This is a genomic window from Klebsiella sp. MS 92-3, from assembly GCF_000195655.1.
GTDB classification, from domain to species: Bacteria; Pseudomonadota; Gammaproteobacteria; order Enterobacterales; family Enterobacteriaceae; genus Klebsiella; species Klebsiella pneumoniae.
Window position 1 is genome coordinate 1 of sequence record NZ_GL882712.1, and the last position, 13,217, is coordinate 13,217.

18 protein-coding genes and 1 pseudogene are annotated in these 13,217 nt (G+C 50.8%); 13 read left to right on the forward strand and 6 right to left on the reverse strand.

What is annotated here, in order from left to right; genetic code table 11:
• Nucleotides 1-52: 52 nt before the first annotated feature.
• Complete coding sequence (locus tag HMPREF9538_RS0126745) at nt 53-301, reverse strand: hypothetical protein (RefSeq protein WP_004200907.1); 249 nt, start codon at nt 299-301, stop codon at nt 53-55.
• Between the two features lie 274 nt (nt 302-575).
• Between HMPREF9538_RS0126745 and HMPREF9538_RS25975 the strand changes: the two genes are divergently transcribed.
• The 5 genes and pseudogenes from HMPREF9538_RS25975 to HMPREF9538_RS25955 all read left to right on the forward strand — a co-directional run bounded on the left by HMPREF9538_RS25975 (nt 576) and on the right by HMPREF9538_RS25955 (nt 4,972).
• The gene (locus HMPREF9538_RS25975; protein ID WP_009483868.1) at nt 576-1,076 is read left to right on the forward strand and encodes a HEPN family nuclease; all 501 of its coding nucleotides are present in this window, start codon (nt 576-578) and stop codon (nt 1,074-1,076) included.
• Nucleotides 1,077-1,088: 12 nt separating this feature from the next.
• Complete coding sequence (locus HMPREF9538_RS25970; protein ID WP_009483869.1) at nt 1,089-1,853, forward strand: hypothetical protein; 765 nt, start codon at nt 1,089-1,091, stop codon at nt 1,851-1,853.
• Between the two features lie 85 nt (nt 1,854-1,938).
• Entirely contained in the window at nt 1,939-3,072 is a 1,134-nt protein-coding gene (locus HMPREF9538_RS25965) for a DUF3800 domain-containing protein (protein ID WP_009483870.1), read from the forward strand.
• A gap of 15 nt (nt 3,073-3,087) precedes the next feature.
• Nucleotides 3,088-3,382: pseudogene (locus HMPREF9538_RS25960) on the forward strand (korC).
• Nucleotides 3,383-3,970: 588 nt separating this feature from the next.
• The gene (locus HMPREF9538_RS25955) at nt 3,971-4,972 is read left to right on the forward strand and encodes a DUF4238 domain-containing protein (RefSeq protein WP_009483873.1); all 1,002 of its coding nucleotides are present in this window, start codon (nt 3,971-3,973) and stop codon (nt 4,970-4,972) included.
• A gap of 184 nt (nt 4,973-5,156) precedes the next feature.
• Here the strand turns inward: HMPREF9538_RS25955 and HMPREF9538_RS25950 are convergent, their stop codons facing one another.
• The 3 genes from HMPREF9538_RS25950 to HMPREF9538_RS25945 all read right to left on the reverse strand — a co-directional run bounded on the left by HMPREF9538_RS25950 (nt 5,157) and on the right by HMPREF9538_RS25945 (nt 7,245).
• Complete coding sequence (locus HMPREF9538_RS25950; RefSeq protein ID WP_009483875.1) at nt 5,157-5,501, reverse strand: hypothetical protein; 345 nt, start codon at nt 5,499-5,501, stop codon at nt 5,157-5,159.
• A 486-nt stretch (nt 5,502-5,987) separates the two neighbouring features.
• Nucleotides 5,988-6,278, reverse strand: coding sequence for a hypothetical protein (locus tag HMPREF9538_RS29055; RefSeq protein WP_023287115.1), 291 nt, complete (start codon nt 6,276-6,278; stop codon nt 5,988-5,990).
• 43 nt (nt 6,279-6,321) lie between these two features.
• A complete protein-coding gene (locus HMPREF9538_RS25945; protein WP_009483877.1) occupies nt 6,322-7,245 on the reverse strand; it encodes a hypothetical protein in 924 nt (307 codons plus the stop codon).
• A 32-nt stretch (nt 7,246-7,277) separates the two neighbouring features.
• On the opposite strand from HMPREF9538_RS25945, the gene HMPREF9538_RS32705 reads away from it, so the two are divergent.
• The 7 genes from HMPREF9538_RS32705 (at nt 7,278) to HMPREF9538_RS25920 (ending at nt 11,104) form a co-directional block, all read left to right on the forward strand.
• Nucleotides 7,278-7,628, forward strand: coding sequence for a hypothetical protein (locus tag HMPREF9538_RS32705; protein ID WP_223430981.1), 351 nt, complete (start codon nt 7,278-7,280; stop codon nt 7,626-7,628).
• A gap of 169 nt (nt 7,629-7,797) precedes the next feature.
• Entirely contained in the window at nt 7,798-8,016 is a 219-nt protein-coding gene (ccdA, locus tag HMPREF9538_RS25940; protein WP_006788213.1) for a type II toxin-antitoxin system antitoxin CcdA, read from the forward strand.
• Between the two features lies 1 nt (nt 8,017).
• Nucleotides 8,018-8,323 (forward strand): type II toxin-antitoxin system toxin CcdB, encoded by a 306-nt coding sequence (gene ccdB, locus HMPREF9538_RS25935; protein WP_004197633.1) that lies wholly within the window; start codon nt 8,018-8,020, stop codon nt 8,321-8,323.
• A 57-nt stretch (nt 8,324-8,380) separates the two neighbouring features.
• Nucleotides 8,381-8,692, forward strand: coding sequence for a hypothetical protein (locus HMPREF9538_RS32010; protein ID WP_023287114.1), 312 nt, complete (start codon nt 8,381-8,383; stop codon nt 8,690-8,692).
• 49 nt (nt 8,693-8,741) lie between these two features.
• Nucleotides 8,742-9,077 carry a hypothetical protein gene (locus HMPREF9538_RS25930; protein WP_009309920.1) on the forward strand — a complete coding sequence of 112 codons (336 nt, stop codon included), beginning with the start codon at nt 8,742-8,744 and terminating at the stop codon, nt 9,075-9,077.
• Nucleotides 9,078-9,110: 33 nt separating this feature from the next.
• Nucleotides 9,111-10,127: a hypothetical protein gene (locus tag HMPREF9538_RS25925; protein WP_009483880.1), complete on the forward strand. Its 1,017-nt coding sequence runs from the start codon at nt 9,111-9,113 to the stop codon at nt 10,125-10,127.
• A gap of 197 nt (nt 10,128-10,324) precedes the next feature.
• Complete coding sequence (locus HMPREF9538_RS25920) at nt 10,325-11,104, forward strand: site-specific integrase (protein ID WP_023287113.1); 780 nt, start codon at nt 10,325-10,327, stop codon at nt 11,102-11,104.
• Between the two features lie 57 nt (nt 11,105-11,161).
• Here the strand turns inward: HMPREF9538_RS25920 and HMPREF9538_RS25915 are convergent, their stop codons facing one another.
• Both HMPREF9538_RS25915 and HMPREF9538_RS32015 read right to left on the reverse strand, forming a co-directional pair.
• Nucleotides 11,162-11,419 carry a hypothetical protein gene (locus tag HMPREF9538_RS25915; protein ID WP_023287112.1) on the reverse strand — a complete coding sequence of 86 codons (258 nt, stop codon included), beginning with the start codon at nt 11,417-11,419 and terminating at the stop codon, nt 11,162-11,164.
• A gap of 128 nt (nt 11,420-11,547) precedes the next feature.
• Nucleotides 11,548-11,661 (reverse strand): hypothetical protein, encoded by a 114-nt coding sequence (locus tag HMPREF9538_RS32015; protein WP_014343462.1) that lies wholly within the window; start codon nt 11,659-11,661, stop codon nt 11,548-11,550.
• 535 nt (nt 11,662-12,196) lie between these two features.
• Between HMPREF9538_RS32015 and HMPREF9538_RS25910 the strand changes: the two genes are divergently transcribed.
• Nucleotides 12,197-13,063 carry a replication initiation protein gene (locus HMPREF9538_RS25910; protein WP_004118283.1) on the forward strand — a complete coding sequence of 289 codons (867 nt, stop codon included), beginning with the start codon at nt 12,197-12,199 and terminating at the stop codon, nt 13,061-13,063.
• Nucleotides 13,064-13,217: the final 154 nt, after the last annotated feature.

Below are 13,217 nucleotides of genomic sequence, written 5' to 3' on the forward strand. Positions count from 1 at the left end.
ACAATCAGCACCCGCCGCTGCAGCGGCGACGGACGTCGGGCTTTTTCCCGCATCATTGTCCCTCATTCCTCTGGGAAATGAGCGTTTTAAGCCGTTTATAGTCTGCTTCGACCCGTGTTGTGGCCAGGCCAGTGTGTCCACGCAGCGCCAGGAGATACCAGAAGCGGAGGATGTCATGAGCCTTGTTCACTTCCCAGACATAATGGGTGCCATCCCTGCGAAAATCGCATTGCTTTATTTCCTCTTCTGCCATCTGCGTCATCTGCTCATAGCTGAGCGAAAACAACATTTCTTCATCCATCCTGCACGCTCCGTCTGATAATGTCTGGTTAAGTAAAAAATCATATCTCAAATGATTTTTTAATAAATTGTCAAACATCATATCAGATATGATTTCATGATTAATAATAAATATCACATTCAGTATGATTTTATGCACTTTGTTTGATTATCATATCGCTTACGGGGTTCCCGCCGCGCAGATCCGATTTCTGGCTTAATCGGAAATGTCGTACCTGAGCCGTCATGCTAACCGGATGGTATAGTGGATTCTCGAACCGGAACGGGAGGGTTAGATGGGAAATTATTCAGATTTTGAGACCGATTTTGTTCAGCGAACACTGGCGCTTATCGATCAATATAACGAAATGATTGAGGTGCAGGGCAAGCCATTCAGGGAGCAGTACAACTACACGTTGACCCTGAATTGCCTTCTGGGTCTTATTGTGTTACCGAAAGAGAGGGCGCTATCTTTCCTGCCTGCCGACCGTTTAACGCTGCAACTTAAAGCTGAAATGGGATTACATGAGTCACAGCTGCCCGGACCGGAAATGACTCTGCGTACTCTTATCCTTAAAATGAGGAATTCTGTGGCTCATTTCAGCGTCCAAGTTATATCAGTCAGCGACGAGCATCTTGTCGATCTGATTGCTTTCAGGGATGATCCTGAGGATGAGAATGCCTACGCCACTTTCAGCGCCCCGGAACTTTTACCCTTTCTGAAATATTACGCAGCGCAGCTGCTCGGGAATATGGCCCGCCGTCGAGCCCCTGCTGTTAACTCAGTGGATTTGTAAGGGATTTGCACAATGTTAATCCTCGATTGCTCCTCACGCTCTCAGGCGTTGAATACACTGTCTGCCGGGTTTGGATGTCCCCCTGAAAAGCTTAAAAAGGTGCTTCTGTCGCTCGATCTGGAGCATATCTACGAAACAGATCAAAGCATTATGGTGGATGCAAATCAGTATCTGAAAGATTATGTCAGCGCGGAACTGGGCGAACCAGGTCCCTTCTCCCGGGCTTTCTGGTTTCATGGCACCCGGACTTTTGCCGGGAATACTTTCCCGAGGGGGTTACTTGCGCTGAATCATTCGAAATCGCTTGCGGCAAAGATGCTGGTAGACCTGGCCCCGGATGAGTTAGTCCGTAAACGCCTGCGGCAGTGGGTTGAAACGGGAGATGTTCCGGATGCGCTGTTTCAGCTCAGAACCGGCGACAGCATGCACTGGGGGCCTTATGGCCATCTGGTTCGGGAATTGCATTTTCATGCCCGAGAAAACGGACTACACGATTATCTCCACTTGCCTGAGTTGGTAGAGGATGTCTGTAACGCCTACCTGAAGCAGTATGGTCACGATCTTACGGCCTATTATCTTAAGGTGCTGCATCCCTGCATTATCTGGTTCGAGGCGGATATCTCTTATGAAAAAGGAGCGATTGAAACGGCCCTGGCATATGCATATACGTCAGTCCGGGCGCTTCCGCCGGACTGCCATGCAACTATCGGCATCGACTGTAAAGGAAAATCGGTGTCCAGGTCGTCGATTGCTAAAATCGAGTTTCTGCCGCCCTAGCAGATATAATACGTGAAAAAATGGGGCTGTGATCTGGCCCGGGTTATACCGTTTCCCTTCCCCCTGACAGGTAAAGGATCTCTGAATGCACTTTTATGTGGATGAAACCGGTCATACCGGTCCGAATCTTTTTGACCGCACCCAGCCAGTACTTTCTTATGGCGTCCTGTCTTCACCCGATGACCTAGACAAGGTTGCAGAAACTGAACTGGCCAGTTTGCGAAAAAAACTGGGTGTACAACGTCTTCATGCCGCTGAACTGGGCATGTACCGCCTTGATGATGTGGTCGATACCCTGCTTGTTCTGCAGAAGAAACACCGGATACGGTTTGATATCTGGCAGGTGGTTAAACGGGATCACGCCATTATTTCATTCTTCGATCAGGTATTTGACCAGGGACTGAATCCGGTTGTGCCCTGGACTGCCTACTGGACCCCGCTGCGCTATCCGTTGTTGCTGAATCTGGCCATTCTTTTTGATGAAGAGCTGGCTGAAAAGGCATGGCGTGCCCGTCTTGAGGCACATGATGAACGTTCTTCCTGCTTATTCAATGAGGTGTGTGGTGAGCTGCTTCAGCGCGTTCACATTCTGAGCGATGCCCGTTCAGTTGAACTCATTACAGATGCCCTGTCCTGGGCGATGGTCAACTTCGATGAGCTGGGGTACAACTGCAAAACCAACAAGGAAAAGCTGCAGATCATGCCCAACATGATCGGATTCCAATCCGTTCTGCACGGGATCTGCGCCCGTCTGGGGGCACCGAACCGGAAAGCCAATATCATTGTTGACCAGCAGTCGCAGTTCAATACCACTCAGCGGGAGCTGAACGAGTTTTACTACCAGATACGCGAACAGCCGTGGGAACTTGGCCCGGGTTTACCCGTCATGGACATGAAGAACATGCCGGCAAAACCGCTAGTCTTCCAGTCGGGTACGAAAAGTGCAGGGCTGGAGCTGGTCGATATTTATCTCTGGATCTTCAAACGCTACTTGGAACAGAAGGAACTGACCAAACCCCTTACCCGCCTTCTCTACACCAACCTCAATACCGCCAGAACTGACAGTGTTTCCCTGCAGTCTGTCGCCAAACGATTTAAGGAGTTTTTTGAAACACTGCCTGAACCCACTGCAGAAATGACGCAAAAAGGGCGCGAATACAAGGAGCGGGAAGAAGCCCGTCGCCTGCAGCACCGAATTCCTGGCCTCAGTGGCTCCTGACAGGCGTATGGCACGATGAGCAATCAAGCACACCTGACGCTGATCCACTCGCTGGTCAAAACCAATGCGTTTAACCTGTACACCCTGGCCAGCACAGAGAGCTGGCAGAGGCCTTCGGTCCGGGACATCGCCGTGGTCCGGGGGCTGATTCCACTGACCGACGTCGAGCTGGCCCACAGGCTGGATGTGGACGAACGCACCATCCGCAAGTGGAAAATCCGGCCAGACATGGATGGTGTACACCGCCTGGTGCTGTCTGTGCTGGCTAGCCGGACTGGGGATGCCGTTCGATCACGTTATCAATGACTGAAGATATGCTTCCAGATGCGACGGAGTATGAAACAGCGATAGTATCGCCCGTTTCGCTTCCAGATATATGGAAGGTCGTCAAAATTGGTCAAAAACCAGGTTAGATCACGGTAAGCCACAACGATTGTCCAGATGAAGTGGCCGATGCCGATTAGGGTAAAGATTACAGCAAATACTGCAGCTAAAAATGTAGACATAATGTTCTCCTTAATGTCTTGGTTGATGTGCAGGTATTTACTGTTCGCGGGGCGGCCTTTAAGGCCGGTTAGTGAAAAAATAACTGAAAAAAATTTCCTTTCGCTAATTTTTGCCATTTCAGGCTAACTCTGTTTTGAATTTTGCCCCTCAGGCAATAATCTATTCACCGCAACAATGTTCCGCTTTTTGTGACTTTCCGGCAATAATCCTCGTTCTCTCCACTGCAGATCCGAAAACTCCATTAATCGGAATTTTAAATTTCATAGGTACAGACAGGGCATGAAACACAGGTATTATCGGTCAGTTCTTTTTTTCAAATGATTAACTGCAAACCAGTGGCCCATGCCGTCAATACAGATGCGGCAGCGTTGCTTTTCAGGGAGATAATGTTATGGCCGAGCCAATAAATCTGCAGACAGACGTGGTCAGGCAGCATACGGTTCCTCGTTTTTTACTGAAGCACTTCAGTACGCCGGGAAAGGGTAAGCGCCTACGTTTATACGCCTTTGATAAGGCCGCCGGGCGCGCTTATGCCACCACGCCGGATGACGCCACCGTCCGGAATACGTTCTACAATCTCGATGATCACCCTCAGCGGCTCAGTCTTGAGCCGCTGCTGGGAATTTACGAACATGAAGCAGCGCCGGTCATTGCCGACCTTCTGAGGCATAAGGACATTCGCCAGCTAACTGCAGACGATCGCTACAAGCTAGCCGTGTTTGTTGCCGTGCAGCGTGCACGAACCTTCGGTGAGCTGGAGCGTATTTCAGGCATGATTTCAGTGCTCTTTAGTAAGATGGCGGCAATGGGCGCGACTGAGGAGCAGGCAGGAGAAACCCTGGGGTTATCGCCCGGGGGAGATAACAGAGATGTTTTTCTTCGGCAGCTTGTCCAGCAGATATCACATATTGATCACCTGCTGAATAAGGACTGGTACCTGCTGGAAACAAAGCCAGAACATCCCTTCTACGTGTCAGACAATCCGGTGGTACTGGAGAACCGCAACGACTTCGGTCCGTACGGCAATATTGGTCTGGCCGTGCTCGGAATACAAATCTACCTTCCCCTGTCATCGACGCTGATGCTGGCCATGTATTGCCCTTCCATCCGTGAACAGAAGATTCGTGATAAGCAGGATCTTCATCATCTCCTTGCCAGAGCGCCACACCTGATCCCGCGTCACATGCGCCCGTTTGAAATGCTCAGACATCTCAGCAGGTTTACGGACTATCATCTCATGCCGCTTACTGCGGATCATGTGACGCATTACAACGCACTGCAGGTGGAGTATGCGGAACAGTATGTGTTCTGTGGTGAAAACGATTTTTCTCTGGTTGAGAGAATGCTGGCAGATGATGACCGTTACCGGACAGGCCCGAGGTTTATGTTTTAGGGCAAATTCCGACCTGCGCTGTGTCGGGAAATGCCGGTGGCAGACCCGGCTGACCATCACGGCACAGATGAGTGTTGCCGAGAAACCCCCACGTGAAAGCGGCAGTGGCCACTGTGACCACCGCCGGAAGATGAGGATGAATATCTGTTGACATTCATCCTCTGTTCGTGTAGCTTTCGGGATCTTACTTGCTTAGAGTAAACTTTCGGCAGATGGCCCCAACCATCTTACCGATACCCCAGAGTAGCAAACCCCTTAACGGCATGACCCAGAATGGTGAAATGGCAAGTTTCACCAGAAAAAAAGTCTTAAGCCAGGGCATTACAGCCCACACCACTCCGGCCGTAAGCCCCACGTAAGCCACAAGAAGCAGGACGCAGAGACAGGCGCTCCAGTATTGCTTCTGGCTGATGTGGTCCCTGGCACTGACGACCAGGCGTTGAGTAGTGGTGAAAATCGCGATAATAAAAGCGATTTCAGTCTGGAACGGGAATACGGATGTTCCCACGATGTCGGACGTATTTTTCATTAAGCCTCCAAAGGCAAGTTGTTGATAACACAGATGTATTAGTGTTCTTCATGTTGTGAACCTCATTTTTTGTCAAAAGGCACCCCGCGCCTCACATGATGTGAACGCCGTCGATACCGCACAGAATGTGATGTTACCTGTCCTGCTACGATGTATTCATTCGTGACCTCCATACTGATGCTGTCGTTAGATCTGCCGCCTGAACCACTGAAAAAAAACAGCATGAAACCGAGACAGGACGCCACAGCGGCCTGACGGGTGGATGCAATAAGTTTCAGGGGATTGGGATAACAGGAAGGGCTGGTTACCTGATGTTATAGTATCAGGATATCGATCCATTTGTCAATGAATTTCGATAACATCTCTCCAATTATCCAATAATACCACTGTTGCAACTCGCTGAATTTAGCAAAAAGTGCTTTTCTCCTCAATCATTCCTGAGACTCTAGTATCTCAGCAGCGGGGGGTGTTGAGCTAATGCGTTTTTCAGTTATTTGCCCCCTGCCCCGCCGGTGCTGTCTCGTAAACTCTGACATAGAGGTGTGTGGCCGTTCCAGCCCGGCGACGGGTAAATTCTCCCGCTGCGGTTCCCGACGTCAGGCGGCATCTGCGCCCGGCTCTGGAAAAGGCAGCTTTCAGGGATTTTGATACTTCACTCCGGGCATCGTTTTCATCCGGGTTCAGCGCCAGGCAGACGACCTGCCCGTGAGCCATCTTTGCAATCGCGGAAAAGGAAACGTTGCCACAGACATATCGACTGTTTCTGCTGTTACTCATATTACAGCTCCTCTGATTATGGTGCCGGCCTCTAGTGGCTAGATCACACCATCTGATTTTCAATGCAGGCCAGCAGCTGTTGTGTCAGGTTGTTCTCAACAGCTCCGTCTGTGACAAACTCCCCTGCATGCCAGGCATAGACATGAAATTCACACCGGTTATTGCGGAAGAAATAGGCCGGGCCAGTACCGTCTGGCGAACTGAGCGACGTGGTGTACCCCGGATCTGCAACGATGACCCATCCGGGAAACCTGGGGACCGGAACGGGCTGTTTCCCGTTATGGCCGTCTTTCAGCATGGCCTGCACCCGCCATCCTGATTCGCCGTAACTCACCGGACGGTAACTGTATAAAGTCACGAACGAACCTTCAGTCACAAAACCGGGTACGAGTGGAGGCAGTTTTTTGAGCAATCTGACGGAGTCGATGTGTTTATAGAACTGATTTTCAGCATCAGGCTGAGGTGAGTAAAAAGCCTTTTCCCAGGCCATCCTGATAACCGCCTCATCCTGAGCGGCCAGCTCTGCAAACAGAGCCAGTTCAAGCGACAACCCACGCCTGAAGTAACCGACCCCGGCCATTCCTACTCTTGCCATATCCCGCAGATAAGGCGCATTATTAAAAAGGATGCGCTTGAGATCATCATCGTTCTTCAGGTTCAGAAAACTGATGTAACCCTCGTTGATGCCAGGCAGCAGTCCTGAGTACCCGTTAGGGTCTGCACTGGCTCGCAGGTACTCCAAAAGCTCTGCATCCAGGGAAGCCACCAGACCGTTTTTACGGACAAAATTCTGAATGTGATCGCTGAAAATATCTGCCAACATTTCGCGCAGCCAGGTTGCCTTGGGCTTACCGGCGCTGGCCGCCTGACTGGTAATATTCGCATCCAGCGAAGCTGAAATATTTCTGATGGTATACGAAACCGTACCATCATCGGCTTCACTGTCCTGCCTGTTGTCAATAATCATATCATTCACCTTTTTCTATTCCGTATCAGTTTATGGAAAAAGGATACTTCAAAGTAAAAGTTATCAAAATACTGCAAAGTATACTTTTTAAAAAATCGCATCTGATTGGTTGTTTTTTATTCAACCCTTGTTTGTCAGATCCGATTTCTTCCGGTTCCGGATCTGCTTCAGCCCCGCCGGGGCGCAGCGGCCCGGAAACACAATATCTAGCGGTGTTCTCAGCTGGTTGTAACGCTATATGTTGTGTCCCTCCCCTGCCCCGCGACCGCCTGCTCACCACCGGAAAACGCCGCTTTGCTTATTCCCTGACCGTGGTACACTTCCGGAAACTTCATAAAGTGCGAAAAGTCGGATCCAACCGGAACGGCCGTCCGGTAATTTAACGGCGTGGCTGTATGGCTGCTTGTTATCTCTCTGGTGATTATTGTGTATGTGAATTTCACGGTGTGAAATGAATGGCGACATAACAGTATGTTTCTGTCTGGCGTGTGTCAGCTGCATCATTAAGCTATACTGTTATACATATCATTAGTATGTATTCCGGAGTGCATCATGAAGCAGCGCATCACCGTCACCATAGACAGCGACAGTTATCAGTTACTGAAATCCGCGGACGTCAATATCTCCGGCCTGGTGAACAGGGCCATGCAGAATGAGGCCCGTCGTCTGCGTGCCGAACGCTGGCAGGCCGAAAATCAGGAAGGGATGGCCGAGGTTGCCCGCTTTATTGAGATGAACGGTTCATTCGCCGACGAAAACAGGGACTGGTGAGATGCAGTTTAAGGTTTATGCCTATAAAAGAGAGAGCCGCTATCGTCTGTTCGTGGATGTGCAGAGTGACATCATCGATACCCCCGGGCGACGGATGGTGATCCCGCTGGCCAGCGCCCGGCTGCTGTCGGATAAGGTCTCCCGTGAACTCTATCCGGTGGTGCACATCGGGGACGACAGCTACCGCCTGATGACCACGGACATGGCCAGCGTCACGGCCTCCGTCACCGGGGAGGAAGTGGCCGATCTCAGCCACCGGGAAAATGACATCAAAAATGCGATAAACCTGATGTTCTGGGGAATTTGACAGCCTCCCCGCCCTGAAAGACAGGGAGGATGTCAAAACGAAGCTTTTAGGCGAGGTATGGGTAAACCAACATTTAGATCATTTAACGATGTGGTCCGGGAGCTTGAGGATGTATATGGCCACCAGGAGCTGTGGCTTTACTCTGGCCTTAATGAGGACTGCCCCGTCGAGACAGCCCGGCGGCGTCAGGAATGGCGATCTCCCAAAATTCTCAAACGAAACGGCAGAATGGTGGCAGAACAATCAGGCCAGCCTGATTTCTGGGTGCTCACCGGAGACTACCATCTGTCGCAGTCTGAACACAGCGGTCCGCCGTGGAAAGCCTGCCTCATCGATAAGGTCTTTAAACTGTATTGTTCACTGTTCTGATGATGGCTTCACAAGGCTTACAGGCGGAATTTTCAGTTAAGGAAGGATTATGTGTGATTTATGCAGGGCGGATGAGAATTACTTCCATACGGCAGAATGCGTGTATGACCAGCTGGTCAGTGAATACCCCGTGATGTGGCTGCGGGACTCGACCCGGATCGGGGCCTGCTACACCCTTCGTGAACTGCTGTCGCCGGAAGGGATGGTGCTGGCCATACAGAACTCTCTCCCGATGAAGGGGTGGCGGCTTCGCATGCTTTACAACGAAGCCATTGACGAAGAAATTAACCCACTGCACGGGGACTGTATTGAACTGCCCTCCAGAGCGGATGCCCTGCAGGCTTTCGTGGGGTCAGGGGACACTCCCCTATCCGATAACTGCTGACAGCACCGGGGTATAACCCTCCAGGGAAAAAACATGACCGACTTCGTGACCCGGACTGTTATGGACAAAACAATGTGGCTCGTGACATTGCCGAAGATCATTACAAATAACAGTACCCGCCAGGAGGAAAATCTGGTCGTCATTCTGAGCAGGGAGCAATCGTGGGGGGCAACTTCTGACCATTTTCCCGACGGATTGTACCGGGTCTCCTGCATAATGACACTGTACCTGGCCGATACCGAACAGACGAAGACTCAGACTTTCACTGCAATCTACTGGCCTCAACAGAAGGCCCTGCATCTGTTTACAGATGAGTTCAGACTGGAACGCCGCCTGCAGGGACACGGCCTGGGTAGCTGGATCACGCAGCAGTTTGTGCTCTGGGCCAGAGGCCTTCCGCCAGAAACCAGGGTTTTGCCGATTGAAATTTCCCAGGTTGATGAAAAAAACGAAGAAAACAAGATCCGGAGGGACAGACTGTGGCACGCAATGGGTTTCCGGTTCCCGGCCGGGGAAACCAGCTCAATGCCGCTGCGGGCAGACGAACTACAGTTGCCGCGGGGCAGGTATTCAACGCTCCGGGTGGAGCCCCTGGTATCCGCGGTACGCCGGCTGGAAGACTGTTATCGCGGGCTGCAGGAAAAAATCGTGCAGCTCGAAGGCAAAAAACGGTCGCAAAAACAGTTAATTACTTCACTTAAGAATCGTCCATTTTATCATCTGTTGCACAGGAAAGGGGGCCAGCTCCCGGACGAGAAATGTGACGCCCTGCCACTGCGGGTAGAAAAACTGTCTCTGCCGCAGAGCGGGGATTCAGACCTGGAGGTGGCGCAACGGGCAACCGGGGTCATCCGGCTGGCTACCCTGTGTGCTCAGTCGCAGAAAAGAATCCTGGAGCTGGAAAGGGAGCTTGCCTCGCAAAGTGAGGAGCTCGTTGACCTGCAGGCACATCCCTTTTTTAACCTGCGGGATAAATACCGCGGCCAGATCCTGTTCTGGGGATGGGGGATGGGTTTTCTGTGCTTTATCTACTGGATGTTGGTGTCATGAATGTTCCCGTTCTATAGCCACCCACTGAAGAGGAGTGAAACCTGTGCCCGAAAATATCGTGTCTACCGTCATTGACGGGGTAGTTTTGTTTGCGACTTCGTCTGTTTTCTGGCTGGCCGTCGCTGGCTGGTTAGTCATCCTGACTCCGGTAATATTACGAAGAAAATTCTCGGCAAAGAAAAAAGTTAAAAGAAATTATGAATAACCTGGTTCCAGTTGGATCTCCGGCATCTCCCGGAACATTGCTCCCGGTGGCCATCGATTACCCTGCCGCCCTCGCCCTGCGCCAGATGGCGCTCGTGCAGGATGAACTGCCGAAATACCTGCTGGCGCCGGAAGTCAGCGCCCTGCTCCATTACGTGCCGGATCTTCACCGCAAGATGCTGCTGGCGACGCTGTGGAACACCGGCGCGCGCATTAATGAAGCGCTCGCGCTGACCCGGGGGGATTTTTCGCTGGCGCCGCCGTATCCGTTCGTGCAGCTGGCCACGCTCAAGCAGCGTACCGAGAAAGCGACCAGGACGGCAGGTCGTGCCCCCGCAGGCAGTCAGATCCATCGTCTGGTTCCCCTTTCCGATCACCACTATGTCAGCCAGCTGCAGATGATGGTGGCCACCCTGAAAATTCCGCTGGAAAGACGAAACAAGCGCACCGGCAGAATGGAGAAGGCACGTATCTGGGAGATCACAGACCGTACCGTGCGCACCTGGCTTAGCGAAGCGGTGGAGGCCGCAGCGGCCGACGGGGTGACGTTCTCAGTACCGGTTACCCCCCATACGTTCCGTCACTCCTACGCGATGCATATGCTGTACGCCGGCATACCACTGAAGGTTTTGCAGAGCCTGATGGGCCACAAATCGATCAGTTCCACGGAGGTCTATACGAAGGTGTTTGCGCTCGATGTCGCGGCACGGCACCGGGTGCAGTTTCAGATGCCCGAAGCGGATGCGGTAGCCATGCTGAAAGGGAATATTTAAGTGCTTAGGAGAATGATGCTGGCGAACGTCCTGCTCGCCGGTGAGGTCTGTCAGACGTTATCTGGACCAGCTGACGGGAATATCTGCTCTGTATTCCTCATACTGCTCATAGATCGCATGCTGAAGCATCGTAATACGTTCTGACAATCTGTTGGCGTCTGACATATGCCGCCATTCCCCCTCAATAGTGGTTTTCTGTCCATCCGGGAGATTGAGCGTGATCAATACCTTTGTATCACGAATAATCACCCCACCAGTGAAAGAATTAAGGCAACTCCTTACGGTATTATCTATCTGTATATCTTGAAGTTTCATCTTGTTACCTCCTGTTGTCCGGATCCCAAGCATAGATATCTGAATTCAAATTGCCTAGTGAAATGCCTGGATATGCCGCATTTTTCCCCTTATACAGCGAAGCTGGCCAAAGGCCAGCCCGCATGGATTTATCGCTTTTGCCAGTAGATCAGCATGGCAAGGAACAGGATTGTTGCCCCCTGAGAAGCGGGAGAAGCGGTCAGGAAAGTTTCCAGCAATGACATTATCGTAAAACTCCGCATTATTAATTTCAGGTGTGTGATTCAGGGGCCTTAGTCCCCCTTTTACAGGACGTAGTGTTCTGTCACGACGGGAGCCAGGGTTAATAAAAACGATTCGAATATGTCTGCAGGGACGATAGAAATCTTCGTGCGGGTTGTCTCGCTGTAGCGGGCTCTGGAGAGCGACTCGGGGGAGGAGGAGTATCTTCCGGCCACGGATATGATCGAGCCAGCAGTGCTCGCCGCAGTCGAGCGACAGGGCGAAGCCCCGAGTGAGCGAGGAAGCACCAGGGAACAAAACTTATAAATTCTGCTTACGCTCAATGCCTGAAAAATCACCTCCCCCTCGGGGTTATCCACTTATCCACGCGCATATTTTTATAAAGTACTTTTTTATTCTTTTTCTTTATTTTACATCTTTTAGGGAGCCTGAAAGCCGCGTACAGTGCGGCCTGAGAGGGGGCCTGTATGGGCAACTGGTAAACATAATATGGGAAATTAATCACGTATCAGTGGGTTTTGTGTCAACAAGCTATGGGATACGCATCAACAAGCTATGGGAAAGAGGTCAAGTTCAGTTCTCAATTATCCACTTGTGGATAAAGTGCAGATTTTTCCGGTGGATAAGTATCGCGATAGCTTGCAATTTCTGTTTTCACTGTCATTATGGGTGGGTAAAAATTTACCCATAGGCATTGAAATGGATACTCAAGCACTCTTGCCAGCTACTAAAACGTTTAAAAAACGCGCCAGTATAAAGCAATCTAACGAATTGACCGAAGCTGCATATTACCTGCCTCTTCAGGCAAAACGTGTGCTGTGGTTATGCCTCATGCAGGCCTATTTTAATGACAGCCAGGAAGATGACTCTGACGTATTGCCGCTCTTCAAAATCAGCGTTTCCGATTACGTCAAATACTTCAATGTCGCTACGTCTGTCGCCAGTCGTGATGTGAAGGCTGGGGTAAATGCTCTGGGCGAATCAACGGTTACCTTTTATCCAAAAGAAGGTGAGTTTGAAGAAGTTAAACGTCCGTGGCTGGCTGAAGCAGGAATGAAGCGAGGCCGGGGTTCCTGGCAGATTGAATTTAACTACAAGGTCATGCCATTCCTGGTAGGCTTAACCTCCCAGTTCACTACCTATTCTCTCTATGACTGTGGCCAGCTTAATAGTGTTCGTGTCATCCGGCTTTATGAAAGCCTGTGTCAGTTCCGGAGCACTGGTGTCTGGATCACCACACATGACTGGTTATGTGAAAGGTTTATGCTCCCTGCTTCGCAGAAAAACAATATTGCTGAAATGAAGCGTACCTTCCTGGAACCTGCTCTGAAGAAAATTAATGAGAAGACGCCATTAAAGGTAACATATACCACTGAAGAAGATGGTCGCTTGCTGTTTAATTTTCTTGATAAAAAACAATAGCCTGTAATTTTTATTTCCTCCCCCCTTAGTTTGTTGCTGACATATGGGGGGATACTAAACTTGCTGTATTTCCCATAGTGCTTGCCTAACTTGACCTGTTTCCCGCAATCGCGGCTGTCTGCGTAGTTGACCTGTTTCCCACAGTCCGGGCCGT

Excerpts from the sequence above, each read along its gene's own strand:
- HMPREF9538_RS0126745 (WP_004200907.1), bottom strand. The coding sequence starts at position 301 with ATGGATGAAGAAATGTTGTTTTCGCTCAGCTATGAGCAGATGACGCAG.
- HMPREF9538_RS25975 (WP_009483868.1), top strand. The coding sequence starts at position 576 with ATGGGAAATTATTCAGATTTTGAGACCGATTTTGTTCAGCGAACACTG.
- HMPREF9538_RS25970 (WP_009483869.1), top strand. The coding sequence starts at position 1,089 with ATGTTAATCCTCGATTGCTCCTCACGCTCTCAGGCGTTGAATACACTG.
- HMPREF9538_RS25965 (WP_009483870.1), top strand. The coding sequence starts at position 1,939 with ATGCACTTTTATGTGGATGAAACCGGTCATACCGGTCCGAATCTTTTT.
- HMPREF9538_RS25955 (WP_009483873.1), top strand. The coding sequence starts at position 3,971 with ATGGCCGAGCCAATAAATCTGCAGACAGACGTGGTCAGGCAGCATACG.
- HMPREF9538_RS25950 (WP_009483875.1), bottom strand. The coding sequence starts at position 5,501 with ATGAAAAATACGTCCGACATCGTGGGAACATCCGTATTCCCGTTCCAG.
- HMPREF9538_RS29055 (WP_023287115.1), bottom strand. The coding sequence starts at position 6,278 with ATGAGTAACAGCAGAAACAGTCGATATGTCTGTGGCAACGTTTCCTTT.
- HMPREF9538_RS25945 (WP_009483877.1), bottom strand. The coding sequence starts at position 7,245 with ATGATTATTGACAACAGGCAGGACAGTGAAGCCGATGATGGTACGGTT.
- HMPREF9538_RS32705 (WP_223430981.1), top strand. The coding sequence starts at position 7,278 with ATGGAAAAAGGATACTTCAAAGTAAAAGTTATCAAAATACTGCAAAGT.
- ccdA (WP_006788213.1), top strand. The coding sequence starts at position 7,798 with ATGAAGCAGCGCATCACCGTCACCATAGACAGCGACAGTTATCAGTTA.
- ccdB (WP_004197633.1), top strand. The coding sequence starts at position 8,018 with ATGCAGTTTAAGGTTTATGCCTATAAAAGAGAGAGCCGCTATCGTCTG.
- HMPREF9538_RS32010 (WP_023287114.1), top strand. The coding sequence starts at position 8,381 with ATGGGTAAACCAACATTTAGATCATTTAACGATGTGGTCCGGGAGCTT.
- HMPREF9538_RS25930 (WP_009309920.1), top strand. The coding sequence starts at position 8,742 with ATGTGTGATTTATGCAGGGCGGATGAGAATTACTTCCATACGGCAGAA.
- HMPREF9538_RS25925 (WP_009483880.1), top strand. The coding sequence starts at position 9,111 with ATGACCGACTTCGTGACCCGGACTGTTATGGACAAAACAATGTGGCTC.
- HMPREF9538_RS25920 (WP_023287113.1), top strand. The coding sequence starts at position 10,325 with ATGAATAACCTGGTTCCAGTTGGATCTCCGGCATCTCCCGGAACATTG.
- HMPREF9538_RS25915 (WP_023287112.1), bottom strand. The coding sequence starts at position 11,419 with ATGAAACTTCAAGATATACAGATAGATAATACCGTAAGGAGTTGCCTT.
- HMPREF9538_RS32015 (WP_014343462.1), bottom strand. The coding sequence starts at position 11,661 with ATGCGGAGTTTTACGATAATGTCATTGCTGGAAACTTTCCTGACCGCT.
- HMPREF9538_RS25910 (WP_004118283.1), top strand. The coding sequence starts at position 12,197 with ATGGGAAAGAGGTCAAGTTCAGTTCTCAATTATCCACTTGTGGATAAA.